Source organism: Candidatus Symbiopectobacterium sp. NZEC135 (genome assembly GCF_025962695.1).
The window spans coordinates 1-20,887 of record NZ_JAGFPF010000067.1 but is presented as its reverse complement, the minus strand read 5'-3'; the positions used below and the strand labels follow the sequence as shown (position 1 = coordinate 20,887).

Below are 20,887 nucleotides of genomic sequence, written 5' to 3'. Positions count from 1 at the left end.
GCGGGGGCCGGATTTGAACCGACGACCTTCGGGTTATGAGCCCGACGAGCTACCAGGCTGCTCCACCCCGCGTCCGTGGATGCGCACTATACTCTCCATCGCTGGGTATGCAACCTCTATTTGAGCAAAAAGGGATCTTAGCGGCACGCCTGCCGATTTTATCTGCACTTTGGTTGTTTTTTGTCCTTGTTGGCGCGGTTATGACATTTGGCGCGTTTTCTTATAGAGATGCCTTTGTTATTGTGCATCTACTGATTTGTCGTGCGGTAAAGAGAGCGAAAAAGAAAATGAGAGTATGTTGGGGGAAATATGTGCTGACCGGGGTGGTGATTGCCATTCTGGCCGGGTGTCAGTCCAGGCCGACCGACCGTGGGCAGCAGTATAAAGATGGGCGACTTGAGCAGCCGCTTGCGCTCGTTAATGAACCCAACGCTACCGGAAAGCCGGTTAATGCGGGCGACTTCGTTAGCCAGGTGACAGAGATTAAGAATGCTTCTCCCGCGTTGTATGCCCGTAATCAGGACATCTTTCAGGCCATTCAACGTTGGATGCAAGCCGGTGCCGACACGCGTAACCTGAGCCAGTTTGGGCTTAATGCCTGGCAAATGGAGGGCGTGGATAATTTTGGTAACGTGCAGTTTACCGGGTATTACACGCCGGTCGTGCAGGCGCGTTATACCCGTCAGGGCGAATTCCAACACCCGCTGTATGGTATGCCAGCCCCCAACAAAAAGAGTCGCCGCTTACCCGATCGCGCGGGCATTTATGCCGGTGCGCTGGGCGAACGCAATGTCCTTGCCTGGACCAACTCGCTGATGGACAATTTTTTGATGGAAGTGCAGGGCAGCGGCTATGTGGATTTCGGTGATGGCCGACCGCTGACCTTCTTTGCCTATGGCGGCAAGAATGGGCATGCCTATCGCAGTATTGGCAAAGTGTTGATCGACAGAGGCGAAGTGCCTAAAGAAGAGATGTCGATGCAGGCAATCCGCCACTGGGGCGAAACACACTCCGCGTATGCTGTGCGTGAACTGTTGGAGCAGAATCCTTCTTTTGTTTTCTTTAAACCGATGTCATCCGCACCGGTGAAGGGTGCCAGCGCCGTGCCGCTGATTGCCAAAGCCTCTGTAGCCTCCGATCGCTCGCTGATCCCGCCGGGTACGGCCTTGCTGGCAGAAGTCCCGTTGCTTAACAACGAAGGGAAATTCACCGGTCGTTACGAGATGCGCATGATGGTAGCGCTTGACGTGGGGGGAGCCATCAAAGGCCAGCATTTTGATATCTATCAGGGGATTGGGCATGAGGCCGGCCATGCTGCCGGATATTACAACCATTATGGTCGCGTCTGGGTGCTGAAAAATGATGCAGCGTCTCCCTTCAGCACTACGCCTTTATTAATGCAAAGCGCCTCGCGTTAACGCATTCTTAAACGATGCCGGGAATAAATAACGTTCCCGGCATTTTTATTGAACAATGGTTTATTTTATTATTAATGCTTATGCCATATTATGAATAAGGTAATAAAAATAACGTTGTTTGCAAAAATGAACTTATTGTTACACTCCTCTGGCGCATCAATTTGATACGCCGTCATTTATCGCGGTAGGGATCACCTTCGTCTGCGAAGTTGTTGACGTCATCATAATAGCAGTAATGCAACATTATTCTCGGGGAAACACAATGAAATTAAAATTAGTCACGTTGGCAATTACATCGCTGGTTACGCTCAATACGTTGGCAGCGACCATCGATTATCGTCACGAATTCAAAGATACCTCAAGCGGCGATCATAAAGACCGTTTGTTGTTTTCTCATCGTTTTGAGCAAGGTTTTGGCTTGTCGGTGGAAGCTCGCTGGGGGCAGCATAGCAATGATAAAACCCCTAACAAACCGTTTAATGAAAGTGTCAGCAACGGCACGGAAGTTATCGCCAGCTATCTGTATAACTTCAATAAAACCTTCTCATTAGAACCGGGCTTTTCGTTAGACTCTACCTCTAACTACAACAATTATCGTCCCTACCTGCGTGGTAAAGCGAATATTACCAACGATCTGTCGGTGTCGCTGCGCTATCGCCCTTATTACAAGCGTAACAGCAATAATATTGGAACGACAAATAAAACATCGGAAAATGGTTATAATCTAACGTCGGTTATCGCTTATAATTTCCTCAAGGATTACACGCTTGAATATGAATTGGATTATCAAAAATCCAACGCGGCAAGAATAAAATTATCTGATAATGACAATTACGCTTTCGGCCATGATGTGAAGCTGAGTTATAAATGGGATAAAAACTGGCGTCCTTTCGTGGCGGTAGGGAATGTTCCTGAATCATCAGGCCTCAAGGATGATCGCCAAACCCGATACCGTGTCGGGGTTCAATATAGCTTCTGATGAAGCGTAGAGTGATAAAATAAAAGCCACCTGATTATTCAGGCGGCTTTTTTATGCAGCGTTAAATCATTAACTTTTGAAACCGTACTTTTGGCTCAGACCCAGTTCGTTGACAATACGGATACCGTTCTGTAATGCATCACCTTGCAGATCGCGCAGCGGTCGACGCAGGCTGCCTGCCGGTAAGCCGATGGCTTTCATCAGCGATTTTACTGCCACCGGATTGATGGCCGAATAGGTGTAGTGCAACAGCGGCAGCAAGTGTTGGTAAGCGGTACGGAAGCGCGCAGCATCGTCGCCGTTTTTCCACGGACGTGAGATTTCTGCCAACTCTGCCGGCGCAATGTTGCCCGTCATGTTGGCGGTGCCGTGCCCACCGAGTGACATGGTTGGAACCACCAGCCCCAGGTTGGGGGAATCGCAGCACATCACTGAAACGTCCGGGTTGCCAGCCAGCACTTGCGCCACTTGTCCTACGCGGGTGGTAGATTCCTTATGTACCACATAGTTCGGATGTTTGAAGATGCGCAGCAGCGATGTCCAGTGCAGATCGGACTTCACGCGCGGCGGGTTGTTGTAGATCCCGAGCGGCAAATCGGTGGCATCCGCCACTTCAAGGAAATAGCTTTCGATGTCGCTTTCCGGTGCGCAGATATAGGCCGGTGCGGCGATGATCGCGCCGTCTGCGCCATTGTCTTGCGCATAGCGCACATAATCGATGGTGGTGTCAGTGTTGTTACCGGTGCAACCGAAGAAAATCTTCATGTCGCCCTGACGGAATTTCGCCGTGCGGTGAATGATGGCCTTACGTTCTTCCGCCGACAACATGGAGACTTCGCCGGTTGAGCCCATGATCAGCACGGCGGAGGTACCGTTTTCAGCCTGGAACTGCAACAGCGTCTCAAATGCGCCGAAATCGACGCTGCCATCCTCGTTGAATGGGGTAATCAGCGCTACAAAGGAGCCTTCAATTTTTAGTTTACTCATGGTTTTCAGCCTGCATTATTTCCTGACGGAGTGAAGAACGGCACGGACGACGCCTGTGACGGCGTCTCCCTGCGGTGAATGTGAGAGATATCATTATGGGAAGGCGCGCAGAAACCGGTGCTGACGAAGGTGAGCAAGTGCGCCAGCACCTGCTCGTCATCACGGTTATCGCACAGCCCTTGTGACAGCAAAGCCAGCCTGCCCGAACGTGGATCGGCATCGGTCAGCACATGCATGGCGGCACCGCGCGCAAATTCATAACGCCAAATCACCTCGGCACGAGCCAGGTGTGGCAGGGTGCGCGAGAGGGCATCAATAAACCGATGCGCTATATGGTCGAACTGTGCGGACAGCAAGGACGTGACGCTGTGTTCCGGTGTGGCGCGTAAGTGTTGCAACAGCCGCACCACAATACGCCCACCATCGGGAGTCTTGGCGGTTTTTACCAATGGGCGCAACAGCGCATCCAGCAGTACTTCAATAGGAATGGGGCGATCGCCATAGCGAGCTTCGGCAGCATCCAACAGCTGTGCGCGCGCCTCGCTCAGCGGGCCCAGTACGGTATCCAGCACCGCGTGCAACAGGCCATCCTTGGAGCCGAAGTAATAGTTTACCGAGGCCAGATTCACCTGCGTGGCCTGAGTAATTTCACGGATAGTGGTCAGTTCAGCGCCTTTATGGGCAAAACGCGCAATCGCCTCTTGCAGAATGCGCTGACGGATTTCCGGTTGCTTCTCTCTTGTCGCTGTGGTCATGGCAGTATCCTTGATTCAGGCGCTTTTCAACTCCTGATACACCAGCGCGGCCCAATACTGGACGCCGACAGGAATCAGGTCATCGTTAAAGTCGTAGTGCGGCGTATGCAGCGCGGCAGTATCGCCGTTACCGACCATCATGAACGCGCCAGGGCGCTGTTCCAGCATGTAGGCAAAGTCTTCCGCACCCAGTAGCGGTGTCATGTTTGGGTTCACGCTGGCGACCGTGTGTGCGGCGCGAATCGCACGGTCAGTGGCGTCGGCATCGTTCACCAGCACCGGGTATTGATAGTCATAAGTGACTTCGGCGCGCGCGCCGTAACCCTCGGCACAATGCTGTGCCAGTGTTTCAAGGCGGGAAGCCAGCAGTTCACGAATGGCGGGGGAATAGCTACGCCCCGTGCCTTTAATGCGCACACTGTCGGGAATGACGTTCGGTGCATTGGCATCACCCGCCTGAATATGACCGATACTCAACACGGCGGATTCCATGGCCGGCACGTTACGGCTGACGATGGTTTGCAGGGCGCTGATAAACTGCGCGGCGGGCAGCGTAGGGTCGATAGACAGGTGTGCGCCCGAACCACCGTGCCCTCCCGTACCGCGAAACACCACCTGCCAGGTATCACTGGCGCACAGCATCGGCCCGGCGCGCAGCGCAAACGTGCCAAGGGGGACACCCGGTTTGTTGTGCAAACCGTAAAGGGCATCGCAGGGGAAGCGTTCCAACAGGCCGTCGTTGAGCATCGCCGGTGCGCCGCCTAATCCTTCTTCCGCTGGTTGAAAAATAAAGTGTACGGTGCCTGCAAAGTCGGGGTGTAGCGACAGATAACGCGCAGCCCCCAGCAGCATGGTCACATGGCCATCGTGGCCGCAGGCGTGCATCTTGCCCGTGTGTGCAGAGGCATAAGGCAGCCCGGTTTGCTCATGGATATACAGCGCATCCATATCGGCACGCAGGCCAAGGCACCCAGAGCCGGGATAACGCCCTTTTAGCGTGGCGACGACGCCGGTTCCGCCGATATCGGTGGTAACCTCAATGCCCCATTGGGTTAAGGTGCTCGCAATCAAACGTGCGGTTTGCCACTCTTCAAAACCGATTTCTGGATGCTGGTGAATCTGGCGGCGCAGTGCCGTCAGTTCGGGCAATAAGGTGTCTAGGGTCGCCTTATTGACGCGCGGCGTCTCTGTTGTGGGTACCGATGGCGTCATGATGATTCCTTAAAAAGTGCCGGGATAGCTGCCGCCATCAATCAACAGGTTTTGTCCGGTGATAAACCCAGCCTGCTGCGAGCAGAGAAACGCACAGGTGGCACCAAACTCTTCGGGTTGACCATAGCGCTGAGCTGGATTCGCGGCCGCCCGCTCTTTGTGGATTGCTGAAAAATCACGCCCGGTTTGTTCGCTCAACGACTGGATATGGTGCCATTGGCCTTCGGTATCGAAGATGCCGGGCAGAATATTGTTGATAGTCACGTTGCGGTGCACTTGCGTGCGCGCCAACCCGGCGACAAAGCCCGTTAAGCCGGAACGTGCGCTGTTGGACAAGCCCAGCTCCAACTGCGGGATCTTGACACTGCGCGAGGTGATGTTGATGATGCGACCAAAACCGCGCTCTGCCATGCCATCAACCGTGAGGCGTATCATGGCAATCGGGCCGAGCATCATGCTGTCGAGCGCATCGAGCCAGTCCTGTCTTTGCCATTCGCGAAAATCCCCCGGCGTTGGGCCGCTGGCGTTATTGATCAGAATGTCAGGCGCCGGGCAAGCATTAATGGCGGATTGTCGGCCCGCTTCTGTGGTGATATCCGCCACAACGGCATGCGGGCGCACGCCGGTTTGCAGCAAAATGCTCTCTTGGGCTTCGTGTAATGCCTGTGCGGTGCGTGACAGCAAAGTGACTTCAACGCCTTCCTGGGTCAGTTGTAGCGCTGCCGCTTTACCCAGCCCACGGCTGGCTCCCCACACCAATGCTTTTTTTCCTTGAATGCCCAAATTCATGCCGTTTGTCTCTCTGTCAGGTGGACGGTTGGGTGAGTGATCGCTGGGATATCTTGTGCAGTACGCGGCGTCGCACCCGGTACTGCATCGATGAGTTTTCGGGTATACGGATGCTGCGGCTGATGCCAGATGCGGTAACTGTCGCCTTGTTCCACGCAATTGCCGTTGTGCATCACCATCACGTTATCGGCGATATAGCGCACCACGGCCAAATCGTGCGAGATAAACAGCAGCGCCAGCCCCATCTCGTTTTTCAGTTCCACCAGCAGGTTGAGAATTTGTGCCTGAATGGACACATCCAGCGCCGATACTGGCTCATCGCAGATCACCAGCGAAGGTTTAATCACCAGTGCTCGAGCTATCCCGATGCGTTGGCGCTGTCCACCTGAAAATTCGTGCGGGTAACGCTCCAGACTGCGTTGGGGGAGCCCGACCTTATCAAGGATGTCGCGTACGGCGCGTTGGCGTTCGGCACGCGACCCCATGCCGTGCACCACCAGCGGCGTTTCCAGAATGTGCTGAATGCTGTGACGCGGGTTAAGCGACGCGTAAGGATCCTGGAATATCATCTGCACACGTTGACGCAGTGACGCCAGGCTCGACCCCTTGTGGTGGGTGATATCCTCACCGTCAAAAATGATGCTACCCTGCGAGGTGGGCAGCAGGCGCAGGATCGTTTTTGACAGGGTCGATTTTCCGCAACCGGATTCGCCGACCAGCCCTAGCGTTTCACCCGGATGGATATCCAGTGATATGCCATTTACCGCGCTGACTTTGCCTTGTGCGGTCTGGTACTCGGTGTGGACATCGCGCAGCGACAGCAGCGGCTGTTGATCGGTCTGGCGCGGGCCGTGCTCCAACGGCGGCGGTGTAATCAGTGTGAAAGCAGAACCTTGTGCATCCAACTGATGATGAATTTCCGGCAGGCGTGAATCCCGGTAATGCATGTCCTGATCCATGTGCAGCGAAGTGCCAAGCAGCCCGCGCGTGTAAGGATGCTGAGGGGCGCTAAACAGTTGTGCGGTGGGCGCTTCTTCGACCTTTTGCCCGGCATACATGACCGCCACGCGATCGGCCCACTGTGACACCAAACCGAGATCGTGCGTGATCAGCAGCAGCCCCATCGACAATTCGCGTCTCAGTCGGTCCAGCAGTTCCAGAATCTGCGCCTGAATGGTGACGTCGAGCGCCGTGGTGGGTTCATCGGCAATCAGCAAACGCGGCTGGCAGGCAACGGCCATGGCGATCATCACGCGCTGACGCTGTCCGCCAGAGAGGTTATGCGGGTAATCATCAACGCGCCGCGCCGGTTCGGGGATCCGCACTAGGTCCAGCAATTCAATGGCGCGCTTGCGCGCTGCGGCTGGCGTTAATTGCTGGTGCACATGCAGCGTTTCCGCGATTTGCTGGCCGATGCTCAACACCGGGTTTAGCGATGTCATCGGTTCCTGAAAGATCATCGAAATCTGATTGCCGCGTCGTTGGCGCATGTGTGCATCGGACAGCGTCAGCAGGTTTTGCCCGTCAAACAGAATTTCCCCCTGCAAGCGAGCGCTGTCAGGTAGCAGGCGCATCAGCGACAGGGCGGTGGCGGATTTTCCGCAACCGGATTCACCCACCAGAGCCAGCGTTTCACCAGCATTCAGGGTCAGGTTCAAGCCACGCACCGCCTCATGACCGGGAAAGGTGACGCGCAGATCGTTGATGGTGAGTAGCGACGTCATGAGGCTCTCCTGCGCAAACGGGGGTTCAGGGCGTCGTTAAGCGCATCACCGACCAGATTGAGTGATAACACCGTCAGCACCAGTGCACCGCCGGGCAGGGCAGTGAGGAACCAGGCGGTGCGCAGCGATTCGCGCCCGGCACCGATCATGCTGCCCCAACTGACCCGGTTAGGATCGCCAAAACCGAGAAACGCCAACGCGGATTCAATCAAAATGGACGATGCCACCATCACCGAGGTGGTTACGATGATAGACGGCAGCGCGTTCGGCAGCATTTCCTGAAAGATAATGCGCAGCGACGAAAAGCCCTGACTGCGGGCAGCCAGTACAAAATCGCTGGCGCGCAGCGAACGAAATTCCGCGCGTACCAGACGGGCAATGGTCGGCCAGGAGGCAATGCCGATTGCGCTGGAGATCAGGCCAATCGAAGGATTGCCAATGGCTACCAGCACCACCACCAGTAAGAAGGTGGGAAAGGTTTGAAACAGCTCGGTGATATGCACCAGTACATCGTCGATGGTGCCGCCGAAGTAGCCCGCCAATGCACCGACGACGGTGCCGATAGCCAGGCTGACCAGCACGGCGCTGAAGCCTATCTGTAACGAAACCTGCGAACCGTGCACAATACCGGCGGCTACGTCACGCCCCAGTGAATCCGTTCCCAGTGGGAACTGGGGATCCTGCCCGGGCCATAAAAACGGCTGTGCCACCATATCCAGAGGATCGCCGGGGTAGATAAGCGGGGCGATAAATGCCATGACCAAGACGGCCAGTAGCATCAACAACCCCGCCATGCCGGAGGGATTATGCAAAAAGGCGTTCACTTCAGGCGACAGGCGGAACGTGCGGCGCGCCGGGCCTTTTTCATCAACAAGGTTACTCATGTCAGGAATTACCTATTTCATTGTATTCTGGTGTTATTTTCGACCAGACTCAGTGCGCTTTGATGCGCGGATCCAACCAGGACTGAAGTAAGTCCACCAGAATATTCGCCACAATCACCAGCAGGGCGGAAAGCAGCAGTACACCCAGCAGCACGTTAAAATCACGAGCCATCACCGCTTCCAGCGCCAGCCGACCGAGGCCAGGCCAACTGAATACGGTTTCAACCACGGCAGCGCCGCCAAGCAGGTTGCCAAAGTGCATACCGGCGACGGTCGTGATCGGCAGCAACGCGCAGCGCAGAATGTGACGCACGGTGACAAACCACGGTGTCAGGCCCTTGGCATGGGCGGTGCGGACAAAATCCTGCTGGGCGATTTCCAGCATCGCCGCGCGGGTTAAGCGGGCGTATATCGCAATAAAAAAGCTGCTCAATGCCAGCACCGGCAAAATGGCATGCCGCAGCATATCCGCGGCGTAGGCCCAGCCAGTGAGGTCGGCACCGATGGTGATGTTGCCGCCGCTCGGCAGCCAATCAAGCTGCACGGAGAACAGAATCAGCGTCATCAACCCGATCCAGAACCCCGGCGTGGAGTAGAGCAGCAGTGCCAGCAGCGACAGCAGTCGGTCAGGCCATTTCCCTGCCCATACCGCCATCACGGCACCCAGCGCGATCCCGACCACGATAGCGATGGTCTGTGAAAGTAGCATGAGCAGCAGCGTGCTGGGCAGACGCGACATGATCAGGTCCATCACGGGCGCGTTATAACGGGGTGAGAACCCCAGGCTGAAGTGGCTGAGGTTGCCAAGATAGCTGAGAAGTTGGGAAAGAATAGGCTGATCCAGCCCGAACTGGGCGCGCAGCATCGTCATGGTTTCTGCGGTGGCGCTGCCCGCCTCGGCAGCCAGCACGTCGGCGGCATCGCCCGGCACCAGTTGCAGCAGAAAAAATACCACGATCACGATGCCGAGCGTCGTGGGCAGCGCATGCAATAGCGTGCGTTGCAAAATACGTCGGGTGCGTTGCAATCTGTTCATCGCCCTACCTCTATCAAAAAAGCACAGCCCCGCTGTCGCGGGACTGTTGTATGACTTACTGTTCGATCCAAACGTCAGCCAGGCTGCCATTCACACCCTGAATACCGGTGATAAAGCCGTGGACGTGTTTGTTGTAGATAGTCAGTCGGTTGATCTGCAACAGGTTCAGGTCCGGGATCTCGGTCGCGATGATGTGTTGGAACTGTTTGTACAACGCCACACGCTTCGCCGGATCGGTCTCAACGGCGGCTTGCTCCAGCAGACGGTCTACTTCTGGGTTGCTGTAGTGCGAGCCATTACCAAACGGAACGCCCGGTGAGTAGGTTTTTGACCAGTAGAGACGCTGCACGCCAACCGCCGGGTCAAACAGGTTGGAAATGGAGCCGTTGTTGAAGTCAAAGTCGCGGTCGGTGTAGACACGTTTAACAAAGGTGGCGAAGTCCTGCGAACGGATGGTGACGTCAATACCGACTTTGGCCAACGCGGATTTCAGGTATTCAGCGACGCGTTTAAAGCTGTCGCCGTAAGGCATAAAATCGTGCACCAACTGGAAGCGAATACCGTTGGCCTGACGTGGGAAGCCCGCTTCATCCAGCAGTTTGTTGGCTTTAGCGATATCGAAATTGTACGGTGACGGGGTGTTGTCGTGGAATTGTGTCAATTCCGGCGTAATCCCTGTCGGAGAGTTCGAGGCATAGCCATACCACACCACTTTTTTCAGCACATCGAGATTGATGCTGTGCGCGATCGCCTGACGCACCTTGAGGTTCTTCAGGTACGGGTTATCCAGGTTGAACTCGATACGGGTTTGCGTCGGGCTGTAGCCATAACCACGGGTTTCAATGCCCAGTTTCGGGTTCTTCTTGATGCGCTCAATTTCACTCATCGGGATAGGCGTATCACTGCCCAGATCCAATGCGCCAGTTTCTAGTGCAATGGTGCGCGTGGCGGCATCAGGAATGATTTTTACCACTAAACGATCGATATAAGGTTTGGGCTTATCCCAGTAGTTGGGGTTGCGTTCATACAGAATATGGCTGCCGCGTACCCACTCTTTAAACACAAACGGGCCAGTACCGATCGGTGCGGTGTTGTGCGGGTTAGACAGAATATTGGTGCCTTCATAGAGATGCTTGGGCACTATAGGCGCTTCGTTGGCTGAAAACGCACTCAGCAAATAGGGCGCAGGCTGCGACAGTTCGATGATCGCGGTGTAAGGATCGGGCGTTTTTACCTCGGTGACGTTGGCAAACGTGCCCTTACCCCGGGAGTTATATTGCTTGACGGTGAGAATGGAGAAGGCGACATCCGCAGAGGTGAAGTCTTTGCCGTCGTGCCATTTTACGCCCTGGCGCAAATGGAAGGTGTACTCTTTGCCATCCGGGCTGACGGACCAACTGGTCGCTAGCTGTGGCACCGGGTTCATGTTGAAATCGTAATCCAGTAACCCTTCGATCACTTTAGCGTTAACCTTCATCACCGCGCCGCTGGTACTGACCAGACTGGTCAGTACCGGCGGTTCGGGTTCGGCCAGAAAGTTGAGCGTGCCGCCGCGTTGCGGAGTCACGCCCGGTTGCGGCGTTGCCGTATCGGCTAATCCTGGCAGACTGAATAATGAGGTTGCCATTATCAGCGCAGATAATATCGCTTTATGTTTCATGTTATTTATCCGTATTTTTCAGGGATATTATCCCTGTCGATTATGCGGTTTTTTGTGAGCGTTTTTCCGCTGATATACCCGCCTGACAGCGTAAGCGTTCGACGCGCTATTCAGAGGAAAAGTGCGGTAATAACGGTGATCGGGAAATAACCCAACTAGAAAACTAACATCGGGCCATCAATAAAAGGATTGTCTGTGCGTGAGTCATCGTGAATTCCTGGCTTTGGTGTTTGTTGTTTAATAAAAACCAAATAAAACAAATAATTATTTATTATTTCGCGTGGTGGCGAATCAATCACAGTCCGTTGCTGGGGTAAACGCGCTGACTGTGCTTATTGAGGTTAAACCCTATCCTAACGTGCGTTTTAAACAAACGTTTAAATCTGCATAAGCAAAGCTATATTCTGCATAACCCGCCTACTTGAAGTGTCTAGGGTATTTCTTTTATAACTGTGACATTGTTTTTTGTGGCAATGTTTTTGCGATTTTTTAACGTCATTTTTGGCGTTGTTTCTTACCAGGCTGCGTTGTCGCGCTATTCAGGGTGGCACGAGAAAGTATTGAGGTTGCGAATGGCTATTCAGCGTTATCCCCATCTGGCGCATTGGGGCGCTTTTACCGCCGTCGTGGAGGACGGAAAACTGATCCGCTGCGAGCCGTTTGCCAGCGATTCGGCACCTTCCGCGATGCTTGATTCTATCGTGCCGCTGGTCTATTCCGACAAGCGTATTCGCCGCCCGGCCGTGCGCCGTTCTTGGTTACAAAAGCGTGAAAACAGCGATGGCGCGCTGCGCGGCAAAGAAGATTTTGTTGAGGTAGATTGGGATGTCGCACTCGATCTGGTCGCGCAAGAGAACCGGCGCGTGCGCGATCGTTACGGAGCGGACGGCCTGTTCGCCGGATCTTACGGTTGGTCTTCTGCGGGACGTTTTCACCATGCGCGTTCGCAAGTGCGACGTTTCTATTTCTCCGGCGGTGGTGCTGTTGACCAGCAAGGCAACTACAGTTGGGGCGCGGCGCAATTCTTTTTGCCCTACGTTATCGGCACCTTTCAGCCGCTCACTGGCAAGGTAACCGAGTGGCGTAGCGTGCTAGAACACTGCAACATTTTCCTGGCGTTTGGCGGATTGGCGCTGAAAAACGCGCAGGTGGCGTCCGGTGGGGCGGGGTACCACAGTCTGGAGCCAGCGTTGCGTCAGTTGGCTGAGAAAAAGATCCCGGTTATCAACATCAGCCCGATGCGTGACGATTGCCCGGCCTTTCTTGGGGCGGAGTGGATCCCGATTCGTCCAAATACCGATGTGGCATTGATGCTGGCGCTCGGTTACGAAATTCAGCGGCTGGGCGCGGATGACACCGATTTTCTGCGGCGTTATTGCGTGGGCTATGATGCGCTACGCCACTATCTGACCGGTGAACCCGATGACACGCCGAAAACGCCGGAGTGGGCCAGCGCCATCACTGGCATTCCCGCCGAGCGCATTCGTCGACTGGCGCGACAACTGATAGGCGTGCGCAGTTTCATCACCTGCGCCTATTCGGTGCAGCGCGCTCATCGCGGAGAGCAGCCCTATTGGATGATGATCGCGCTGTCAGCCATGTTGGGTCAGATTGGCCTGCCGGGCGGCGGTTTCTCCTTTGGTCATGGCTCCATGAACGGCGTCGGTAATGAGCGTATCGCTTCGCCTGCACCAGAATCCCCTTCGGTGAAGAACCCCGGGCGCGCCATTCCGGTGGCTCGCATCGCCGATATGCTGCTGAATCCCGGCCAACTCTATACCTTCAAGGGCGAAACCCATCGCTACCCTGAGATCCACCTGATTCACTGGGCCGGTGGTAACCCGTTTCACCATCACCAGCAGCTTAACCGTCTGGTTGAAGGTTGGCGCAGGCCCGAGACGGTTATCGTACAGGACATCGTCTGGACGCCCGCCGCGCAGATGGCTGACATCGTGCTGCCAGTCACCACCACGCTTGAACGTAACGATCTGGGCGGATCGTCGCGCGATCGCCATCTGTTTGCCATGCATCAGGCGATTGCGCCGCAGCATCAAGCGCGTAATGACTATGATATTTTCAGCGAACTGGCGGAACGACTGGGTTATGGCGATGCCTTTACCCAAGGGCGTGATGAGCAGGCATGGCTGGAAGCGCTGTATGACGAGTGTCGTGGACGTCAGCAGGGCGTGGAATGGCCTGATTTCGACCAGTTTTGGCAGCGCGGACATCTGGATGTGCCGCAGGGTGAGAAACCGTTTGTGTTCTTTGACGCGTTCCGCAATAGCCCGGAACAGCATCCGCTGCAAACGCCGAGCGGCAAGATTGAACTGTACAGCGATACTATCGCCCGTTACGGTTATGAGGATTTTGCCCCGCATCCAGAATGGCGTCCGCCCGTTGAGTGGCTTGGCGCCGAAACCGCAGAACGCTGGCCGCTGCATTTTATTTCCATTCAGCCATCGGATCGGTTGCACAGCCAACTGGCCGCGACGCCACAGGTGGCGGCGAACAAAACCGCAGGGAAAGAGACGCTCTACATGCACCCGCAGGATGCAAACGCGCGCGGCATTGTTGATGCGCAGCAGGTGGAAGTCTTTAACGCGCGTGGTCGCATTTATGCCGGGGTTCGCGTGACCGAAGGGGTGGCACCCGGCGTGGTGATCATGTCTACCGGAGCCTGGTTCGAACCGGGTTTCGGTCGGAAAGAGTGGCATGCGGTGGAGCAGTCCGGCAATGCCAATGTGCTGACGCTGGATATTGGCACCTCACCGCTTACACAGGGACCGAATGCCATGAGCTGCCTGGTGGACGTAGTGGCCGCCTGATTTTCATCACACCAGTAGCGCAACAGGCTCGATCGCTTTATGATCGGGCCTGTTTTTTTACAGCGGTTATCAGAGTTAGAGGTTGGTGGTCATGAGTGGTACGTTATCCGAAGCCTATCTGCAACGCTTCGGCGGTACAGCGCGGTTATACGGTCAGCAGGCGTTGGCGCTGTTCGCACAGGCGCACGTGTGCGTTATCGGCATTGGCGGCGTAGGTTCCTGGGCCGCAGAGGCGCTGGCGCGTACCGGCATTGGTGCGATTACGCTGATTGATATGGATGACGTCTGTGTCAGCAACACCAACCGGCAGATTCACGCGCTGCGCGAACATACCGGGCAGGCCAAAACGGAAGTGATGGCGGAACGTATCCGTGCCATCAACCCTGAATGCCAGGTCACCTGCGTAGATGATTTCGTCACGGTGGATAACGTGGCGGAGTATCTCAATCGCGGCTTTAGCTATGTAATTGATGCGATTGACAGCGTGCGCCCGAAAGCGGCGCTGCTGGCATACTGTCGTCGTTATAAAATCCCGGTCGTGACCACCGGTGGGGCGGGCGGGCAAATCGATCCGACACGCATCAGCGTGGTAGATCTTGCCAAAACCATTCAGGACCCGCTGGCGGCCAAGCTGCGCGAGCGGCTAAAACACGATTTCAACGTGGTCAAGAACAGCAAAGGTCGCTTAGGCATCGACTGCGTGTTTTCTGATGAACCGTTGATGTACCCGCAGGCAGATGGCTCGGTGTGCGCATCGCGCAGTACAGCGGAGGGGGTAAAACGCATGGATTGCGCCTCCGGTTTCGGTGCTGCCACCATGGTGACCGCGACCTTTGGTTTTGTCGCGGTCTCCCACGCGTTAAAGAAAATGATGGCGAAGGCGGCGCGCGGAGCGTAGTACGCGGCCGAGTAAGCTGTGTTACCGCGTTTGTGCTGCGATCGCTTGAATTCGCTGTGCCAGCGCGGACAATCCGCTGGCGCGTGAGGCGCTGAGCTGTGCGCGCAGGCCGAGTTGGTCAAACAGGGACAACGGATCTTGCCCTAACAAATCGGCAGCCTGTTTGCCTTCTACCGCCGTGAGCAACACGGCTAACAAACCGCGCACGATTCGCCCATCACTGTCGCCGTAAAAGTGCAATCGACCATCCTGCTGTTTCTCATAGCCCAGCCAGACGCGATTTTCACAGCCAGACAGGGCGATGGTGTCGTTTTTCAACGCTTCCGGCAGAGCAGGAAGCTGTTTGGCTAGCAGGATCAATTGCCGATAACGCTCTTCCCACGAGCGGCAGGCATCGAAGGTGTGTTGTAAGGTCTCTGCTGTGATGGCACTGCCAAAAGGATGAGCGGTGTGCTCGGTCATGGGATGCTCTGTCATGGTGTAAGCCGGTTCCATTGTTCGTCAATCAATCTCGCAGTAAATCCAACGCATTGCCAACCGCTGTTACCAGCGCAGTGACATCGTGCTCGTTATTATACGGCGCGAAAGAGGCGCGCACGGCACCATCGAATCCAAGTGCCGTAAATAACGGTTGAGCACAATGGTGCCCGGCGCGAACGGCAATCTGCTGCTCTGCAAGAAGCGTTGCCAGATCGTTCGGATGTACATCGGTCAGGGTAAACGACAGGATGGTCGCGTTGGGACTGCGCAGTGAGTGAAAACCGGGGAAACGCGCTAACTGCTGCTCCGCCAACTGGGCTAACCCTTGGCTATAGTGCTCCGCAGCGTGCCAGTCATAGCCTTGCATCCATGTCAGCGCGGCCCCTAATCCGAGCACTTCGGCAATCGCCGGGGTGCCCGCTTCAAATCGCTGAGGAATGGCCTGCGGTGTAAATCCATCAAAAGAGACCGCGCTCATCATTTTCCCTCCGCCGTGCCAGGGCGGCATGGATTCTAGAAGGTCGGCCTTACCGTACAACACGCCAATACCGGTCGGGCCAAAAAGTTTGTGGCCGGAGAAAGCATAAAAATCGATATCCAGCGCTTGTACATCCGGTGCGCTGTGCACAATGCCTTGTGCGCCGTCGATCATCACCACGGCTCCCGCCTGATGTGCCAGCGCGATCGCTTTCGCCAGATCGGGTTGGCCCCCTGTCACATTGGACATCTGGCCCAGTGCCAGCAGCCGCGTGCGTGGGGTGATCAGATCGGCTAATGCTTCCAGGTTAGGCCGCGCATCTGCGCCAATCGGCAGCTTAACGACGCGCGCACTGGTTTGCTGTGCCACCATCAGCCAGGGAATGAGGTTGGCGTGGTGCTCCGCTTCGCTGACGATGATTTCATCATCCGGCTGCAAACGAGGACGCGCATAGCTTTGTGCCACCAGATTAATGGCTTCTGTCGTTCCGCGTGTCCACACGACGCAACGCGGATCGTCAGCGTTAAGCAGGGCGGCTACCGCGCATCGAACCTGCTCGAACCGCGCTGTCACCCGCTGTGCGTGAGCATGTTGGCTGCGGTGCACATTGCCGGTCTCGGCGGTGTAATACTGCGAGATGGCATCGATGACCGGCTGGGGTTTGAGCGCCGTTGCCGCGCTGTCCAGATAAACGCCGGATTGCGCGAGCGCAGGGAAATCATTACGAAAGGTTGCGGGATTGAATGCTGTCATGGTGTTCCTCTTCTGGCAGACGATCCTGTCGCATTTTTCACGGGGAAACAAGTTTTAGGACGATCCTTAAACGCATATTGAAATGATTTTGCTAGTCTTAACAGTGTTGATAAACGGAACTATCGTTCGTTAGTAGCGAAATAAGTAACTTAAAAATTTACTTGGAGTACACTATGAAGAATAAAATAGCAATTATTGCCATTGCGATGGCCGCACTCTCTTTGACTGCCTGTTCGAGTAATTATGTGCTGCACACCAACGACGGGCGAACCATTGTCGCGGAAGGGAAACCGAAAGTGGATGAGGATACCGGAATGATCAGCTACGTCGATGCCTACGGCCATGAGCAGCAGATCAACCGTGATAACCTGAAGGAAATGGTGCAAGCCAAATAGTTTTCCTCCGGTGTAACCTGTGTCTCGATTCCCGCACTGCCATTTCGTTGCTTACTTATTCGGTAAGGCAAGTCTGAAATGCCAGCGCGGGAATTGTCATTTCTGGCATATGAAGATTTGCTGCCTGTCAGGTAAAAAAAAAGCACCGCTAAAAAGCGGTGCCACATAAAAATCACTATGGACAGACAGGGTAAATGTACAGGAAGTGAAAGGTAGCCTTGGCTACCATGTCTGAAAAGCAGACAATAAATAGCAAACACAACATCACAACCACAAGCCAAAAGCACTTCAGGAAACGCCTGCCGCACCTTTCGTTCCGGCTCAAGGAAGTGGCGCTAATATAGGTATTTGCTGGTGCATCCTCAACGGACAAATTATAATGTCTCGGATAAAAAAAACTAATGACTGGAACGGTGCTGCCTCCGTGCACCTCTTAGGAAAAAGAAGAACATTACCCTATGTCAAAGCGACTCCCTCCGCTCAATGCGTTGCGCGTATTTGATTCTGCCGCCCGCCACCTCAGCTTCACCAAAGCGGCGGAGGAACTGTTTGTCACACAGGCTGCTGTCAGTCATCAAATCAAATCATTAGAGGATTTTTTGGGGCTCAAGCTGTTTCGTCGCCGCAATCGCTCTTTGCTGCTGACGGAAGAGGGACAAAGCTACTATCTTGATATAAAAGAGATCTTCTCTTCCCTCAATGAGGCGACGCGCAAGTTACAGTCACGCAGTGCCAAAGGGGCATTGACGGTCAGTTTGTTGCCCAGCTTCGCCATCCATTGGCTGGTACCGCGATTATCGAGTTTTAATGCGGAGTTTCCGGGGATTGATGTGCGAATTCAGGCGGTAGATCGCCAGGAAGATCGCCTGTCAGATGATGTGGACGTGGCGATTTTTTACGGGCGTGGCAACTGGCATGGGTTGCGCGTGGAAAAACTCTATGCCGAGTACCTGTTGCCCGTCTGCTCTCCGGTATTGCTAACGGGCAAACATCCGCTTAAAACGCCGCAGGATCTGGTAGGGCACACGTTGTTGCATGACGCGTCTCGCCGCGACTGGTTGGCCTACACTCGCCAGCTTGGCGTGCAGATTAATGTGCAACAAGGGCCGATATTCAGCCACAGTGCGATGGTGTTGCAGGCGGCGATCCACGGGCAGGGGGTCGCGTTGGCAAATAACGTGATGGCCCAGACCGAGATTGAAGCGGGTCGGTTAGTGTGCCCGTTTAATGACGTTTTGGTCAGTAAAAATGCTTTTTATCTGGTTTGTCATGACAGTCAGGCTGAACTGGGTAAAATAGCCGCCTTTCGCCACTGGATTTTGGCGCGCGCGGCAAGCGAGCAAGAGAAGTTTCGTTTCCGCTATGACAATGCCACACGTTGATATGTGGCGTATTTAATTGATTTACTGTGGAAAATACGATGAACAGTCGTTTTATGCTGATGTTTTCTGCGATCAGCGGGTTTGTGTTTGTAGCGTTAGGCGCCTTTGGTGCACATGTGCTCAGCAAATCGCTGGGTGCTGCCGAAATGGCCTGGCTAAAAACCGGGCTTGAATACCAGGCGTTTCATACGCTGGCGATTCTGGCGCTGTCGGTATTGATGCGCCAGCGCCGTAATCTGTGGTTTTATTGGAGCAGCATTGCGTTGGCACTTGGCACTGTGCTGTTTAGCGGCAGTCTTTATTGTCTGGCGCTGTCGCACCTGCGGTTTTGGGCGTTTGTCACGCCGGTTGGCGGTCTCTTCTTCCTGACCGGATGGGTATTGATGTTGATTGGCGTGCTGCGCCAGACAAGAAAGGCGAAAAGTAATGAATAAGGTAATTTTATATTGCCGCCCCGGTTTCGAAAAAGAGTGTGCGGCAGAGATAACGGAAAAAGCCACCGCACACGAGGTTTTTGGCTTCGCCAGGGTTAAAGAAAATTGTGGCTATGTGATGTATGAATGCTATCAGCATGAAGATGCCGATCGCTTAATCAAAACATTGCCGTTTGATACCTTGGTTTTTGCCCGTCAATGGTTCGTGTGCGGTGAGTTACTGCGCGACTTGCCGCCGGAAGATCGTATTACCCCGATTGTGGGTATGCTGACCGGCGCGATTGAACGGGCTGGAGAACTGCGCGTTGAAGTACCGGACACCAATGAAAGCAAAGAACTGCTGAAATTTTGCCGCAAGTTTACCGTGCCTTTGCGTGCCGCCTTGAAAGAAAACGGCATTCTGTTGCCCTATGAAAAGGCCTCTCGTCCGGTTATCCATGTGTTGTTTATTGCCCCGGGGCATTGCTATGTGGGCTATTCCTACAGCAATAACCATTCGCCGTTTTATATGGGTATCCCGCGCCTGAAATTCCCTTCGGATGCGCCGAGCCGTTCTACGTTGAAACTGGAAGAGGCGTTCCACGTCTTCATTCCGGCGGATGAGTGGGATGAGCGTTTGGCAAGCGGCATGTTTGCGGTGGATTTGGGGGCGTGCCCCGGCGGTTGGACCTACCAACTGGTGAAGCGCAGCATGATGGTTCATGCCGTGGATAACGGCACCATGGCGCAAAGCCTAATGGATACCGGGCAGGTGACGCACCATACGGTGGATGGTTTTCGTTTTGAACCACCGCGTAACAACATCACCTGGTTGGTGTGCGATATGGTGGAGAAACCGGCGAAAGTGGCTAACCTGATGGCCGACTGGCTGGTGAAAGGCTGGTGCCGTGAAGTGATATTCAACCTCAAGCTACCCATGAAAAAACGCTATGAGGAAGTGACGCAAAATATGGCGTTGCTGAGCGAGCGCTTGAGCGAGAATGGCATTAATTTTGAGATTCGTGCTCGCCAACTGTATCACGACCGCGAAGAGGTGACGGTACACGCGCGGCGTATATGGGGCGCGGTGCCGGGGCGGCGCGACGAGCGCTGATGGCAGCAGTATGAGGTATTAACGCGTCGTTCGGGAAGAACGGCGCGTTTACTTCCCCGCCGTCAGCCGTAACTGCTGTAAATTCCCCTCCAGTGCCAAATCCGTGCGTAACGTCGCTACCTGACGGCTGACAAAGGCCATTTCGCGCTGGGATCCCAGCTTGCGTCGCCATTTTTCCGGTACAGCGTCCAACTGTTGGTAAAGTTGCTCCAAGGTTCCTGCTTGGGCAAGCAACTGACTGGCGCTTTTGGGGCCAATCCCCACCACGCCGGGTATTTTGCTGCTGCTGATGCCTGCCAACCCCCAAAAATCAGGCAGTTGCTGCGGTGAAACGCCAAACTCCTGGGCGATAAACGGCACATCTAACCAGCGCTTTTGAAAATAATCACGAATCTGAATGGTGGGGGCCAGCAGTTGGCAGTAGCCCTTGTCGGTTGAGACAATCGTCGCTTGATGACCGGCGTGGGCGACTTTTGTGGCGAGTGTTGCTGCCAAATCATCGGCTTCATTACCCGGCGTATGCCAGCAGGGGATACCCATTGATACCAGCGTCTGGCGGATTTGCGGCAGTTCAAGCGCCAGATTCTCTGGCATGGGCGGGCGGCCTGCTTTGTAGTCGGGTAGCAATTGGTGCCGCCAACTGTCGGCGCGTTGTTCATCATCAAACACCGCGACGGCGTGCGTCGGCTGGCTATGCTGTAGCAG

The 20,887-nt window shown here is 54.9% G+C and carries 19 protein-coding genes; 8 read left to right on the top strand and 11 right to left on the bottom strand.

What is annotated here, in order from left to right; genetic code table 11:
• The first annotated feature begins 287 nt into the window (after positions 1–287).
• Positions 288–1,418, top strand: coding sequence for a murein transglycosylase A (gene mltA, locus J5224_RS20885; protein WP_264627180.1), 1,131 nt, complete (start codon positions 288–290; stop codon positions 1,416–1,418).
• 262 nt (positions 1,419–1,680) lie between these two features.
• On the top strand, positions 1,681–2,397 hold the full coding sequence (locus tag J5224_RS20880; RefSeq protein ID WP_264627179.1) for an oligogalacturonate-specific porin KdgM family protein: 717 nt from the start codon (positions 1,681–1,683) through the stop codon (positions 2,395–2,397).
• A 69-nt stretch (positions 2,398–2,466) separates the two neighbouring features.
• On the opposite strand, the gene J5224_RS20875 is transcribed toward J5224_RS20880, so the two are convergent.
• The 8 genes from J5224_RS20875 to J5224_RS20840 are packed head-to-tail and all read right to left on the bottom strand — an operon-like array spanning position 2,467 to position 11,444.
• Positions 2,467–3,384 carry a 4-hydroxy-tetrahydrodipicolinate synthase family protein gene (locus J5224_RS20875; RefSeq protein WP_264627178.1) on the bottom strand — a complete coding sequence of 306 codons (918 nt, stop codon included), beginning with the start codon at positions 3,382–3,384 and terminating at the stop codon, positions 2,467–2,469.
• Positions 3,385–3,389: 5 nt separating this feature from the next.
• Positions 3,390–4,139: a TetR/AcrR family transcriptional regulator gene (locus J5224_RS20870; RefSeq protein ID WP_264627177.1), complete on the bottom strand. Its 750-nt coding sequence runs from the start codon at positions 4,137–4,139 to the stop codon at positions 3,390–3,392.
• Between the two features lie 15 nt (positions 4,140–4,154).
• Positions 4,155–5,351 carry a M20 aminoacylase family protein gene (locus J5224_RS20865; protein WP_264627176.1) on the bottom strand — a complete coding sequence of 399 codons (1,197 nt, stop codon included), beginning with the start codon at positions 5,349–5,351 and terminating at the stop codon, positions 4,155–4,157.
• Between the two features lie 9 nt (positions 5,352–5,360).
• Positions 5,361–6,140, bottom strand: coding sequence for an SDR family oxidoreductase (locus J5224_RS20860; protein WP_264627175.1), 780 nt, complete (start codon positions 6,138–6,140; stop codon positions 5,361–5,363).
• Positions 6,137–7,864 (bottom strand): ABC transporter ATP-binding protein, encoded by a 1,728-nt coding sequence (locus J5224_RS20855; protein WP_264627174.1) that lies wholly within the window; start codon positions 7,862–7,864, stop codon positions 6,137–6,139. The genes J5224_RS20860 and J5224_RS20855 overlap by 4 nt, the downstream gene beginning before the upstream one ends.
• Positions 7,861–8,748, bottom strand: coding sequence for an ABC transporter permease (locus J5224_RS20850; protein ID WP_264627173.1), 888 nt, complete (start codon positions 8,746–8,748; stop codon positions 7,861–7,863). The genes J5224_RS20855 and J5224_RS20850 overlap by 4 nt, the downstream gene beginning before the upstream one ends.
• A 49-nt stretch (positions 8,749–8,797) precedes the next feature.
• Positions 8,798–9,784 (bottom strand): ABC transporter permease, encoded by a 987-nt coding sequence (locus J5224_RS20845; RefSeq protein ID WP_264627172.1) that lies wholly within the window; start codon positions 9,782–9,784, stop codon positions 8,798–8,800.
• Positions 9,785–9,839: 55 nt separating this feature from the next.
• Positions 9,840–11,444 carry an ABC transporter substrate-binding protein gene (locus tag J5224_RS20840; protein WP_264627171.1) on the bottom strand — a complete coding sequence of 535 codons (1,605 nt, stop codon included), beginning with the start codon at positions 11,442–11,444 and terminating at the stop codon, positions 9,840–9,842.
• 572 nt (positions 11,445–12,016) lie between these two features.
• Here J5224_RS20840 and J5224_RS20835 point away from each other — a divergent pair.
• Together J5224_RS20835 and tcdA are read left to right on the top strand one after the other, a co-directional pair.
• Entirely contained in the window at positions 12,017–14,269 is a 2,253-nt protein-coding gene (locus J5224_RS20835; protein ID WP_264627170.1) for a molybdopterin-dependent oxidoreductase, read from the top strand.
• Positions 14,270–14,360: 91 nt separating this feature from the next.
• The gene (gene tcdA / locus J5224_RS20830; protein WP_264627169.1) at positions 14,361–15,167 is read left to right on the top strand and encodes a tRNA cyclic N6-threonylcarbamoyladenosine(37) synthase TcdA; all 807 of its coding nucleotides are present in this window, start codon (positions 14,361–14,363) and stop codon (positions 15,165–15,167) included.
• Positions 15,168–15,188: 21 nt separating this feature from the next.
• Here tcdA and csdE read toward each other — a convergent pair whose 3' ends face one another.
• On the bottom strand, positions 15,189–15,644 hold the full coding sequence (gene csdE / locus J5224_RS20825; RefSeq protein ID WP_413544708.1) for a cysteine desulfurase sulfur acceptor subunit CsdE: 456 nt from the start codon (positions 15,642–15,644) through the stop codon (positions 15,189–15,191).
• A gap of 28 nt (positions 15,645–15,672) precedes the next feature.
• Positions 15,673–16,878 carry a cysteine desulfurase CsdA gene (gene csdA, locus J5224_RS20820; RefSeq protein WP_264627168.1) on the bottom strand — a complete coding sequence of 402 codons (1,206 nt, stop codon included), beginning with the start codon at positions 16,876–16,878 and terminating at the stop codon, positions 15,673–15,675.
• 173 nt (positions 16,879–17,051) lie between these two features.
• Here csdA and J5224_RS20815 point away from each other — a divergent pair, with 173 nt between their 5' ends.
• The 4 genes from J5224_RS20815 (at position 17,052) to rlmM (ending at position 20,182) form a co-directional block, all read left to right on the top strand.
• Positions 17,052–17,273 carry a YgdI/YgdR family lipoprotein gene (locus J5224_RS20815; RefSeq protein ID WP_264627167.1) on the top strand — a complete coding sequence of 74 codons (222 nt, stop codon included), beginning with the start codon at positions 17,052–17,054 and terminating at the stop codon, positions 17,271–17,273.
• A 458-nt stretch (positions 17,274–17,731) separates the two neighbouring features.
• Entirely contained in the window at positions 17,732–18,655 is a 924-nt protein-coding gene (locus J5224_RS20810) for a transcriptional regulator GcvA (protein ID WP_264627166.1), read from the top strand.
• Positions 18,656–18,693: 38 nt separating this feature from the next.
• Complete coding sequence (locus tag J5224_RS20805) at positions 18,694–19,089, top strand: DUF423 domain-containing protein (protein ID WP_222158406.1); 396 nt, start codon at positions 18,694–18,696, stop codon at positions 19,087–19,089.
• Positions 19,082–20,182: a 23S rRNA (cytidine(2498)-2'-O)-methyltransferase RlmM gene (rlmM, locus tag J5224_RS20800; RefSeq protein ID WP_264627165.1), complete on the top strand. Its 1,101-nt coding sequence runs from the start codon at positions 19,082–19,084 to the stop codon at positions 20,180–20,182. The genes J5224_RS20805 and rlmM overlap by 8 nt, the downstream gene beginning before the upstream one ends.
• Before the next feature lie 48 nt (positions 20,183–20,230).
• Here the strand turns inward: rlmM and xni are convergent.
• Positions 20,231–20,887: flap endonuclease Xni (xni, locus tag J5224_RS20795; protein ID WP_264627164.1), on the bottom strand; the 657-nt coding region annotated here is incomplete at its 5' end.